Below are 10,470 nucleotides of genomic sequence, written 5' to 3' on the forward strand. Positions count from 1 at the left end.
CAGTGAGATATCAATACAAATTTCAAAAGCTCTTAGAACTGAAAGAAAGTGAAAAAGACAAGTCACTCGCAGCGTACCAACAATCCGTTTCGGCATTTGAGCAAGTAGCTGAAAAACTCTATGAAAATATGAGTAAAAAAGAATTAATGGAAAAAAGCAAAGAAGAAAAGCTGAGAAGTGGTATGAGTGTTCAAGAAATGCGTCATTATCAGCAATTTGTGACCAATTTAGATAACACGATTCAGCATTATCAGCAGCTTGTGATCATGAAGCGCCATCAAATGAATGAAAAACAATCTGATTTAACTGAAAAAAACATCGAGTTTAAAAAGTTTGAAAAAATGAAAGAAAAGCAGTACGAAAAGTTTTCCCTTGAACATAAGGCCATTGAAATGAAAGAAATGGATGATATCTCTATCAGCCAATTCATGTTTCAAGGACATTAGGAGTCGAGATGAATGCCTAAGAAGGAAAAAACGAAAGAATCAAGCGGCGGTAAATTTCAATGGATCTTGTTTATTGTCATCATCCCATTGATTGTGCTTGTATTAGTGGCTGGCACAATCCTTTCTATGGCAGGTTTTGATCTAAAGAAACCGCTCCAGAACATTCCGGGCGTTAGCAGTTTGGTTGGTTCAGATGACACCTCAAAAACGTCATCTTCACATAATGATCAAAGCGATGCAGAATTGAAGGAACTGAAAAAGACCATTAAAGAGCAAAAGAATGAACTTGAAATTGCACAAAAAGACTTAAAAACAAGTGATGAAGAGATTAAAAGACTGAATCAAAAAATCAGTTCACTTGAAAAAACATCTGAAAATGATGCGAATGAGAAGTCAGCGGATGACAGTTCATCAAATAGCAGCTCATCGAGCGATACATCAGGTAATAATGCGTCAGGGACAACTTCTGATGGGGCAGCAGCCTCTAACCAGAAACCGAAAGGGAAGATTGCCAGTATCTATGAAAGCATGGACGCAGGGAAATCCGCCAAAATTTTATCAGAATTAAGTGATAAAGAGGCATTGAAGATCCTCGAAGAGCTGAGCAAAAATAAACTAACAGACATATTAGCAAAACTAACACCTCAGAAGGCAGCTACGTTTACGAAAGAGCTTGCTAAAAAAGAAAGTGAAAATGGGGGTGGACAATAAGTGAAGCTATTGGATATTGGAGCCTTACAGCAATCGTCTCAAGGTCTCTCGGGACCAAAGGGGAGCGGCGCGGCATCTGCAAGCGGGTTGTTTAAACAATTACTTAGCGGGGCAGGTGCACAAAGCGGCCTTGTAGATGCTGAGACAGCGGGTGCCACTCTTTCCATCAATGATGCGATGCAAATCATTGAAAAATGGATGCAATCGCCTGAAGAAGGCATCAACGGAGACCTTCTTAGCGCGCTTCAAACACTTCAAGGTCAAACGCTTGATTCGTCTGATCTCAAGTCACTAGAAGAGCTATTTCAAAAAATGGAATCATACATTTACGGTGATCAAGCGGATAAGCCAGCTACTGAACATAGTGAGCAGCTCATACAAGTCCACTTTTTCATATATCAACTACTCAATCAACAGCCGCTCAGCTTTGATGCAAAGCTAGTGCAAGATATTGAAGCAAAGGGTCAAGACTTCATTCACTTTCTTTCAAAAAATGGAGTAGATGAGAAACTGATTCAGCAAGTAAAAGAGCAGTTTTTCTCGCAGGGTTCAGCACCAAAGCTGAATTCGATGTCTCAAAGTGAGCTGAAACACTTTAATCAGTTAATCGACCATATGATGGCAAATGCAAAAGGGTCAGACAAAGAGTTGAAGATTGCTTTAGGAGAGTTAAAAGAATTGGTCTCTCCAAGACAAGAATCTACTCTTGCTACTCCTGCAAAAGGGGCTGCCTCTCTTGAATGGCTCATCAAAAAGGAAGTTGTCAAAGGACAAAGCACTGCTGCACCTGCTTCTGAAAAAACGATCACTCATACGCTGTTGCCAAGTCATAAGCAGTTTTTTCAACTGCAATCAGCAGCTCCTGTTCAACAGACACAAACAACTGATGAAAAGCCGGGAACGGTTGATCAGCAAATTCTAAATACGTGGAAGCAAATGAAATTCACGCCATTTGGCAACTCAAGCGGACGCTTTACAGTTCGATTAAATCCAGAAAATCTCGGATTTATCACGATTCAGCTGACGAAGCAAAATGGTATGTATGCGAGTAAAATTACAGCTTCGACACAGGCAGCAAAAGAACTGCTAGAGCATCACCTTCCGCAGCTCAAGCAGGCGCTTCCGAATATGTCGGTTCAAGTGGACCGTTTCCATATACCGCTTCAATCAAATGAGCAGCCGTTATTTGGACAATTTAACGAAGAAAACAAGCAGCAACAGTCAAAAGGGCAGAATTTCCAAAAGCCTGATGAACAGGAAGCAGAATTCCAAGATGTACTGGATGCTCTTGTTGGGTCAGATGAAGAAGAGGAGGAAATCTAATGGCAACAGTTGATGCTACGAATAGAACAGTCGCACAAACAGACATTTCTTCAAAAGCAGAAAAGAAAACAGATACGCTCGGCAAAGATCAATTCTTGAAAATATTGCTGACACAGCTTCAAAACCAAGATCCGACAAACCCACTAGATGACCGTGAGTTTGTCACACAGCTTGCAACATTTTCATCTTTAGAACAGCAAACCAATATGAACGATTCTATCACCAAGCTGAATCAGCTCATGTCTACTTTTGTTGCACACCAAGATCCGTTTACGACGTATGTAGGTTGGATTGGTAAAGAAGTATCGGGCAAACTGGATGATAAAGAGATATCAGGCACTGTGAAGTCTGTTAAAAACATAAACAATGAATACTTCTTGTATTTAGAAGATGGAACGAAAATCAGCCCTTGGGATGTTACAGCAGTTGGAGAAAAAACGAAGTAATTCGAGGAGGAAAATAAATGTTACGCTCACTTTACTCAGGAATTAGTGGAATGAAAAACTTCCAAACAAAATTAGATGTTGTAGCCAATAACGTAGCCAACGTCAATACACACGGATACAAAAAAAGCCGTATCACTTTTAAAGATATGGTCAGTCAAACCCTTGCAAGTTCTGGTGGACCGACGAACAACTCTGGTTCAATCAACTCGAAACAAGTTGGTTTAGGATCATCTTTATCTTCTATTGATAAAGTCATGTCATCGGGGGCTTCTCAAAATACAGATGATCCATGGGACTTCTATATCAATGGAGATGGATTTTTCCAGATACAACAGCAAGGAGAGACCCTATATATGAGAGCAGGGAACTTCAAACCTGATTCTGAAGGGGATCTAGTAACGCCTGATGGAAACTACCTTCTTGGAATGAATGGACAAAAAATAACGATTCCAAAGGGCATTTCAAGTGTAAATGTTGGTCCAGATGGAACGATTTCGGTTGTTGAAAACAATGTATCAAGAACCGTTGGTCAAGTATCACTGGTATCTTTCCGTAACGCAGGTGGGTTAGACAAAGTTGGTGACAACCTTTACCGTCAAACGTTAAGCTCAGGTGCACCAAGTAACCCTATCGTACCTGGTGAACAAGGAACGGGCGTCATCCAAACGGGTAAACTAGAAATGTCAAATGTTGATTTAACAGACGAGTTTACCGAAATGATTATCGCGCAGCGCGGATTCCAATCGAATGCAAAGACGATCACAACATCTGATGAAATCCTGCAAGAGCTTGTGAATCTGAAACGATAGGAGGTAGGGGGAGCGGATGATCGCTTCTCTGCTTAATATGATTGAAGTGACAAGATTGAATGGCAAAGGATTTATGCTGAACGCTCTCCATATCGAGCAAATCGAAAGCTTTCCAGACACGACCATTACATTAGCCAATGGAAAGAAATTCGTTGTGAAAGAAAATGAAGATCAGCTTCAAGAGAAAATCATTTCTTTCTACAGAAAAATCCAAGTTATTTCATTGAATCAAGGAATAGAGGAATTTGAATGAAGAAGAAATTAGTCGTAGTAATGCTAATCATGATTATTGCCATCGGCGGAATAGGAGCAGGCATCATTTTTCTGGTGAATGGCTCAGACGAAGCAAAAGCTGAAAAAGAGCCAACAGCAGATGAAGTCGTAAAAGCTTCTGTTGAAATTCCTGAAATTATTACTAATTTAAAGTCTGAAGGAAATGCCGTCAAACTTGTATTGAATATTGAAACGGACTCTGAAAAAGCAAAAGAAGAGCTTGAGAAAAGAAGTTTTCAAGTGAAAGACGCTGTAATCGACATTTTATCAGACACGAATGCAGATGAACTTGATGGCAAAAAAGGCAGAGAACATTTTAAAACACTAGTTAAAAACAAAGTGAATAACTATTTGCAAGATGGCAAGGTGAAAGAAGTATATATAACCTCCTTTAATCTGCAATAGAGGCGATTAATTGACACGATGGAGGTGAAGAAATGTCAGGAGAAGTGCTTTCCCAGAATGAGATCGATGCATTATTATCCGCCATATCTACAGGCGAAATGGATGCAGAAGAGCTGAAAAAAGAAGAAACGACGAAAAAAGTAAAGGTGTATGATTTTAAACGTGCACTGCGCTTTTCGAAAGACCAGATTCGAAGTTTAACAAGGATTCATGATAACTTCGCTAGACTGCTCACCACACACTTTTCAGCTCAACTAAGATCATATATTCAAATTACTGTCAGCTCGGTTGACCAAGTACCATACGAAGAATTTATTCGTTCGATTCCTAATATGACATTATTAAACTTATTTTATGTCAGCCCGCTTGAAGGAAGAATCATGCTTGAAGTGAACCCAACAATCGGCTATGCCATGATGGACAGGCTGATGGGCGGGATAGGCATTAGTCATAATAAGACAGAATCACTTACAGAAATCGAAACAAAGATTATCTCAAACATGTTTGAGGGAGCTTTGGAAAATTACAGAGAAGCGTGGCAGTCCATAACCGACATCGAGCCTGAAATGGCAGATTTCGAGGTAAATCCCCAGTTTGTTCAAATGGTCTCACCAAACGAAACAGTTGTCGTCATTTCTCTTAATACACAAATTGGTGAGGTAAGCGGGGTAATTAACCTATGTATTCCTCATGTTGTATTAGAGCCTATTATTCCAAAGTTGTCTGTACACTACTGGATGCAGTCTGAACGAAATGAACCAAAACAACAAGAAACAAAGGCCATTGAAAAACGGATTATGACGGCAAAGATACCGGTAGTCGCAGAGCTAGGGGAATCGGAAATGACGGTGGAAGAGTTTTTGAATTTGGAAATTGGTGATTGTATTGCCTTGGACAAACCAGTAAATGCGCCTCTTACTGTTATGGTCGGAAATAAACCGAAATTCTTGGGACAGGCCGGCCGCGTGAATCGGAAACAGGCGATTCAAATTCTAGATCACGACATAAGAGGTGAAGAAGATGGAGAATAACGGAAGTAAATTATCACAAGACGAAATCGATGCGCTCCTTAAAGGAGGTAGCAATGACGATATAGAGCCTGAAACAATCCTTTCTGCAATGGAGCAAGATGCCATTGGAGAAATCGGAAATATTTCATTCGGCAGCTCTGCTACAGCACTTTCAACCCTATTAAATCAAAAAGTGGAGATTACCACTCCAACTGTTACAGTGATTCAAAAAAGTATGCTGAATGAGGAATTTCCTCATCCGTATGTCGCGATTGAAGTGAATTATACGGAAGGCTTCAGCGCAAGTAACCTGCTTGTCGTCCAGCAAACAGATGCAGCAGTCATTGCGGACTTAATGATGGGTGGAGACGGGACAAATGCTGACCCTTCTTTAAGTGAGATTCACTTAAGTGCAGTTCAAGAAGCGATGAACCAAATGATGGGTTCTGCTGCGACATCCATGTCGACGGTCTTTAATAAAAAGATTGATATTTCTCCGCCTCGCGTCGAATTACTTGATGTGAAAGAAGGAGAAGGAACAGACCGGATTCCAGCTGCAGAAATGCTTGTCAAAGTGTCCTTCAGATTAAAAATAGGTGAACTCATTGATTCAAATATTATGCAGCTTTATCCTATTACATTTGCGAAAGATTTAATCGCAGAATTAACAGACCCAGCGCAAGAGGAAGAGACGGTTCAAGACACGCAAGTGAGCACACCTGAACCTCAGCCGGCAGCACCTCAAACGCAGTCTGCACCAGCGCAGCAAGCTGCTCCGCCGAAAAGACAGGCGAAGCCAAAGCCGGCAGCACCTGTAAATGTAGCGCCTGTTGAATTTGAAGCGTTCAGTGAGCCTCAGCATACAACAAACCACCTTGGAAATCTTGATATGCTGATGGATATTCCGCTTTCTATTACGGTGGAACTTGGAAGAACTCAGCGCAGTGTCAAAGAAGTCCTTGAACTTTCAGCAGGAAGTATCATTGAACTGGACAAACTTGCTGGTGAGCCAGTAGACATTCTAGTTAACAAACGAATCGTCGCCAAAGGGGAAGTCGTTGTCATTGATGAGAACTTTGGTGTTCGTGTGACTGATATTTTAAGTCAGTCAGAAAGACTTTCTAATTTAAAATAAACAAACATATAGGGAGAGAATAAGTAAATGGCTACTAAGGTATTAATCGTAGATGATGCAGCATTCATGAGAATGATGATAAAGGATATTCTTGTGAAAAACGGATTTGATGTAGTAGGAGAAGCAGAAAACGGCGCTCAAGCTGTTGAAAAATTTAAAGAAACATCTCCTGATCTTGTCACAATGGATATCACAATGCCAGAAATGGACGGGATCACAGCACTAAAAGAAATTAAACAAATTGACGCTTCTGCAAAAATCATCATGTGTTCTGCAATGGGGCAGCAGTCAATGGTTATTGACGCGATCCAAGCAGGTGCAAAAGACTTTATCGTGAAGCCGTTCCAGGCAGACCGTGTACTTGAAGCAATTAATAAAACGTTAGGCTAAAAAAGGGTGTAAGACTTGTTGAAAAAACGTTTGATATGTATAGCAATGATCAGTTTTATGCTTTTCTTGACGATACAGCCTGCCTCACTGTTTGCTGAAACGAAAGATCCTGAAAATGGCACAGTGAATGACTGGATCAAAGAAGAGAAGGGCAGCAAAAAGGATACAGAAAAGACAACCACTGACAATCAAACGAATCCGGCAGAAGAAGTTCCCTCTTCTTCTGTCTCCATTATGGATTTTGTCAAAATGATTGGTGCCTTACTTTTTGTCATCCTGCTTATATATGGATTGGTGAGATTTGTTGGTAAGCAAAACCGTTTACTTAAACCATTTCGCTATGTTGAAAATATTGGCGGAACGACGGTTGGCCAAAACCGTTCAGTCCAGCTTATCAAAGTGGGCAAACGAGTATTAGTTGTCGGAGTAGCGGACTCAATCCAGCTGCTAAAAGAAATTGATGATGAACAAGAATGTGAAGCGATCGTGAAACAATATGAAGAAGCGATGGAAAGCAAAACAGATTTACCAAAAATCGTTCAAAAATTCACATCTCAGATAAAGAAACAAAATCAGCCAACCACTTCTTCTTTTTCAGCCAATTTGAAGGCGCAGCTAGCCGAATTGAAAAAGACCCAATCAGAAGTCAGAAAGAAAGGCCCGAAACAAAATGAATGAGTTTATCGATTTATTTAATTCCAGCGGTGCAGGGAATATTAGCACGTCTGTCCGTCTTCTTTTACTTTTAACCGTATTTTCGGTTGCACCAGGCATTCTCATTTTAATGACGTGTTTCACACGAATTGTGATTGTACTTTCATTCGTTAGAACGTCACTTGCAACCAACTCAATGCCGCCAAACCAAGTGCTTGTAGGGCTTGCTTTGTTTCTCACATTTTTTATCATGGCACCCACGTTCTCAGAGATTAATAAAGAGGCACTAACGCCGCTTTTAAATGATGACATTACGCTCAATCAGGCATATGAAAAAGCCGAAGTGCCCATTAAAGAGTTTATGAGTAAACATACGAGACAGAAGGATTTGGCTTTATTTCTTAGTTACGCAAAAATGGATACACCTGAATCGATAAAAGATATTCCGTTAACGGCGATGGTACCCGCTTTTGCGATTTCAGAATTAAAGACGGCATTTCAAATTGGTTTCATGATCTTTATTCCATTTTTAATTATTGACATGGTGGTCGCAAGTGTCCTGATGTCAATGGGGATGATGATGCTTCCGCCGGTTATGATATCGCTCCCTTTTAAAATATTGTTATTTGTTTTAGTCGATGGATGGTATTTGATTGTTAAATCTTTGCTGCAAAGCTTTTAGAGTAGGTGCTTAAAACATGAGTTCAGAATTTGTCATTACGATGGCTGAAAGATCAGTGTATGTGGTATTGCTTGTCAGTGGGCCGCTTCTAGCGCTCGCTCTTATTGTGGGACTGATTGTCAGTGTGTTTCAGGCGACAACCCAAATTCAAGAACAGACGCTTGCGTTCATTCCTAAAATTGTTGCAGTTCTTATCGGGCTTGTTGTGTTTGGTCCATGGATGCTGTCAACCATTGTGTCCTTTACGACAGAGCTGTTCTCGAATTTAGATCGATTTGCAGGTTAACGAGTGATGTCAATTATAGAATTATTCCCTGCATTTCTATTAGTTTTTATTCGGATCACCGCTTTTTTTGTGACAGTACCGCTTTTAGCGCATAGAACGATCCCAGCTGTACACAGAGTTGGATTCTCGCTGTTTTTAGCCGTGATTAGTTTTAGCACGATTAAGGAACCGCCAGCACTCGACATAGACGGTCTTTATATGATGCTTGCGGTGAAAGAAGCAATGGTCGGACTTCTGCTTGGTTTGATTGCATATATCATGGTGTCCGCTGTTCAAATTGCCGGCTCATTTATTGATTTTCAAATGGGCTTTGCGATTGCCAATGTGATTGATCCGCAAACAGGCGCGCAAACGCCGCTGATGGGGCAGTTTTTTTATACGGTCACATTGCTATTGATGCTAGCAACCAATGCACACCACCTGCTGCTTGATGGAATCTTTTACAGCTTTCAATATATTGCAATTGATCAGTACGCACTGAATTTCGGCAGTGAATCCTTTGCTTATTTTATTGCAAAGAGCTTCAACCAAATGTTCATCATTGCCTTTCAAATCTCAGCACCGGTCGTTGCTAGCTTGTTTTTGGTCGATTTGGCACTGGGCATTGTGGCACGAACAGTTCCGCAGATGAACGTTTTTGTTGTCGGACTTCCTATTAAAATGGGTGTGAGTTTTGTTATGATCATCATCTGTATGGGCGTCATCTTCGGGGTTGTCCAAAATACATTTGATACGATTGTACTCACCATGAGGAATTTCTTAGCATTGGTCGGTGGTTCGTCATGATGACAAGACTTAGACTAGACTTGCAATTTTTCGCAGGTGAAAAAACAGAAAAAGCAACGCCGAAAAAGAGACAAGATTCACGTAAAAAAGGTCAGGTTGCCAAAAGTACCGACGTCAATACAGCCATCTCATTTCTATTAATCTTTTTATCATTCTTTTTTATTGGGCCTTTTATGAAAGAGCGTATTATTGCGCTCATTGAACGTTTTTATTCAACAACCATGCTAATGAAAGTTAGCACATCTAATATTCATCAACTATTCGTGGAATTGCTTCAGGAAACAGGGCTCCTTCTCATGCCAATCCTTGGTGTTGGTATGCTGGCAGGCGTCATCAGTAACTATTTACAAGTTGGCTTTCTCTTTTCAACAGAAATCATCAAACCGAAATTAGAAAAGCTAGATCCTATTAAAGGGTTTAAACGGATATACAGTATTCGAGCCCTCGTAGAGCTATTAAAATCCATTTTGAAAATTGGTTTAATTGGTTTTGCGACATTTATTGCACTTTGGATGCACTTTGACGAAATCCTGAGGCTTCCTTTATTAACAGCAGAGGAAACCCTTCATTTCGTCGCAAATATGACCTTGATTATGGGTCTGTATGCAGCAGGTGCTCTCATGATCTTAGCAGGGCTTGATTATATGTATCAGAAATTTGATTATGAAAAAAACTTACGGATGTCCAAACAAGACATCAAAGATGAGTATAAAAAATCAGAGGGTGACCCGCTCATAAAATCAAAGATTAAACAGCGTCAGCGGGAAATGGCCATGAGACGGATGATGCAGGAAGTCCCAAAAGCCGACGTCATCATTACAAACCCAACCCACTACGCAATTGCTTTGAAATATGACGAAGAAAAGATGGATGCGCCCTTTGTTGTGGCAAAGGGAACAGATATTTTGGCTTTGAAAATTAGAACGATTGCGAAAGAGCACGATATCATGACCGTAGAAAATCGGCCGCTCGCTCGTGCACTATATGATCAGGTCGACATCGACCAAGCGGTCCCAGAGGAATACTTTAAGGCGATCGCAGAAATTTTAGCTTACGTATATAAAACGAAACAAAAGATTTTATGAATTTTTGGTTTTAAAAGGAGAGAACAGGC

Annotated in this window: 15 protein-coding genes; all 15 read left to right on the forward strand. The window is 40.4% G+C overall.

What is annotated here, in order from left to right; genetic code table 11:
• The first annotated feature begins 2 nt into the window (after positions 1 to 2).
• From fliJ to flhB, 15 genes are read left to right on the forward strand one after another with little or no spacing between them, the layout of a single operon-like run.
• Positions 3 to 446 (forward strand): flagellar export protein FliJ, encoded by a 444-nt coding sequence (fliJ, locus tag MKY18_RS07905; protein WP_034620036.1) that lies wholly within the window; start codon positions 3 to 5, stop codon positions 444 to 446.
• Positions 447 to 458: 12 nt separating this feature from the next.
• Positions 459 to 1,157 (forward strand): MotE family protein, encoded by a 699-nt coding sequence (locus tag MKY18_RS07910; RefSeq protein ID WP_065097277.1) that lies wholly within the window; start codon positions 459 to 461, stop codon positions 1,155 to 1,157.
• Positions 1,158 to 2,480 carry a flagellar hook-length control protein FliK gene (locus MKY18_RS07915; RefSeq protein ID WP_065097278.1) on the forward strand — a complete coding sequence of 441 codons (1,323 nt, stop codon included), beginning with the start codon at positions 1,158 to 1,160 and terminating at the stop codon, positions 2,478 to 2,480. It begins immediately after the preceding gene.
• The gene (gene flgD / locus MKY18_RS07920; RefSeq protein ID WP_065097279.1) at positions 2,480 to 2,926 is read left to right on the forward strand and encodes a flagellar hook assembly protein FlgD; all 447 of its coding nucleotides are present in this window, start codon (positions 2,480 to 2,482) and stop codon (positions 2,924 to 2,926) included. The genes MKY18_RS07915 and flgD overlap by 1 nt, the downstream gene beginning before the upstream one ends.
• A gap of 17 nt (positions 2,927 to 2,943) precedes the next feature.
• Positions 2,944 to 3,735, forward strand: a complete 792-nt coding sequence (gene flgG / locus MKY18_RS07925) for a flagellar basal body rod protein FlgG (RefSeq protein WP_044141918.1) — start codon at positions 2,944 to 2,946, stop codon at positions 3,733 to 3,735.
• A gap of 37 nt (positions 3,736 to 3,772) precedes the next feature.
• Entirely contained in the window at positions 3,773 to 3,988 is a 216-nt protein-coding gene (locus MKY18_RS07930) for a flagellar FlbD family protein (RefSeq protein WP_012009963.1), read from the forward strand.
• A complete protein-coding gene (gene fliL, locus MKY18_RS07935) occupies positions 3,985 to 4,413 on the forward strand; it encodes a flagellar basal body-associated protein FliL (protein WP_044141917.1) in 429 nt (142 codons plus the stop codon). The genes MKY18_RS07930 and fliL overlap by 4 nt, the downstream gene beginning before the upstream one ends.
• Before the next feature lie 32 nt (positions 4,414 to 4,445).
• Positions 4,446 to 5,444 (forward strand): flagellar motor switch protein FliM, encoded by a 999-nt coding sequence (gene fliM / locus MKY18_RS07940; RefSeq protein WP_003212239.1) that lies wholly within the window; start codon positions 4,446 to 4,448, stop codon positions 5,442 to 5,444.
• Positions 5,434 to 6,558: a flagellar motor switch phosphatase FliY gene (gene fliY / locus MKY18_RS07945; protein WP_106067468.1), complete on the forward strand. Its 1,125-nt coding sequence runs from the start codon at positions 5,434 to 5,436 to the stop codon at positions 6,556 to 6,558. The genes fliM and fliY overlap by 11 nt, the downstream gene beginning before the upstream one ends.
• Before the next feature lie 27 nt (positions 6,559 to 6,585).
• Positions 6,586 to 6,948, forward strand: coding sequence for a response regulator (locus MKY18_RS07950; protein ID WP_003212360.1), 363 nt, complete (start codon positions 6,586 to 6,588; stop codon positions 6,946 to 6,948).
• 18 nt (positions 6,949 to 6,966) lie between these two features.
• Complete coding sequence (gene fliZ, locus MKY18_RS07955) at positions 6,967 to 7,626, forward strand: flagella biosynthesis regulatory protein FliZ (RefSeq protein WP_044141915.1); 660 nt, start codon at positions 6,967 to 6,969, stop codon at positions 7,624 to 7,626.
• Entirely contained in the window at positions 7,619 to 8,284 is a 666-nt protein-coding gene (gene fliP / locus MKY18_RS07960) for a flagellar type III secretion system pore protein FliP (RefSeq protein ID WP_007499580.1), read from the forward strand. Before fliZ ends, fliP begins: the two co-directional genes overlap by 8 nt.
• 16 nt (positions 8,285 to 8,300) lie before the next feature.
• Positions 8,301 to 8,570: a flagellar biosynthesis protein FliQ gene (fliQ, locus tag MKY18_RS07965; RefSeq protein WP_003211206.1), complete on the forward strand. Its 270-nt coding sequence runs from the start codon at positions 8,301 to 8,303 to the stop codon at positions 8,568 to 8,570.
• A 3-nt stretch (positions 8,571 to 8,573) separates the two neighbouring features.
• Complete coding sequence (gene fliR / locus MKY18_RS07970; RefSeq protein ID WP_106067470.1) at positions 8,574 to 9,356, forward strand: flagellar biosynthetic protein FliR; 783 nt, start codon at positions 8,574 to 8,576, stop codon at positions 9,354 to 9,356.
• Positions 9,353 to 10,441 carry a flagellar biosynthesis protein FlhB gene (gene flhB / locus MKY18_RS07975; RefSeq protein ID WP_065097282.1) on the forward strand — a complete coding sequence of 363 codons (1,089 nt, stop codon included), beginning with the start codon at positions 9,353 to 9,355 and terminating at the stop codon, positions 10,439 to 10,441. The genes fliR and flhB overlap by 4 nt, the downstream gene beginning before the upstream one ends.
• Positions 10,442 to 10,470 lie beyond the last annotated feature (29 nt).

Origin of the sequence: Bacillus sp. FSL R7-0672, assembly GCF_038601465.1 — a bacterium.
GTDB classification, from domain to species: Bacteria; Bacillota; Bacilli; order Bacillales; family Bacillaceae; genus Bacillus; species Bacillus pumilus.

What these genes read in the sequence shown, in the direction of transcription:
- flhB (WP_065097282.1), top strand. Translation starts at nt 9,353, where the DNA reads ATGATGACAAGACTTAGACTAGACTTGCAATTTTTCGCAGGTGAAAAA.
- fliL (WP_044141917.1), top strand. Translation starts at nt 3,985, where the DNA reads ATGAAGAAGAAATTAGTCGTAGTAATGCTAATCATGATTATTGCCATC.
- MKY18_RS07930 (WP_012009963.1), top strand. Translation starts at nt 3,773, where the DNA reads ATGATTGAAGTGACAAGATTGAATGGCAAAGGATTTATGCTGAACGCT.
- fliP (WP_007499580.1), top strand. Translation starts at nt 7,619, where the DNA reads ATGAATGAGTTTATCGATTTATTTAATTCCAGCGGTGCAGGGAATATT.
- fliM (WP_003212239.1), top strand. Translation starts at nt 4,446, where the DNA reads ATGTCAGGAGAAGTGCTTTCCCAGAATGAGATCGATGCATTATTATCC.
- MKY18_RS07910 (WP_065097277.1), top strand. Translation starts at nt 459, where the DNA reads ATGCCTAAGAAGGAAAAAACGAAAGAATCAAGCGGCGGTAAATTTCAA.
- flgD (WP_065097279.1), top strand. Translation starts at nt 2,480, where the DNA reads ATGGCAACAGTTGATGCTACGAATAGAACAGTCGCACAAACAGACATT.
- MKY18_RS07950 (WP_003212360.1), top strand. Translation starts at nt 6,586, where the DNA reads ATGGCTACTAAGGTATTAATCGTAGATGATGCAGCATTCATGAGAATG.
- fliQ (WP_003211206.1), top strand. Translation starts at nt 8,301, where the DNA reads ATGAGTTCAGAATTTGTCATTACGATGGCTGAAAGATCAGTGTATGTG.
- fliY (WP_106067468.1), top strand. Translation starts at nt 5,434, where the DNA reads ATGGAGAATAACGGAAGTAAATTATCACAAGACGAAATCGATGCGCTC.
- flgG (WP_044141918.1), top strand. Translation starts at nt 2,944, where the DNA reads ATGTTACGCTCACTTTACTCAGGAATTAGTGGAATGAAAAACTTCCAA.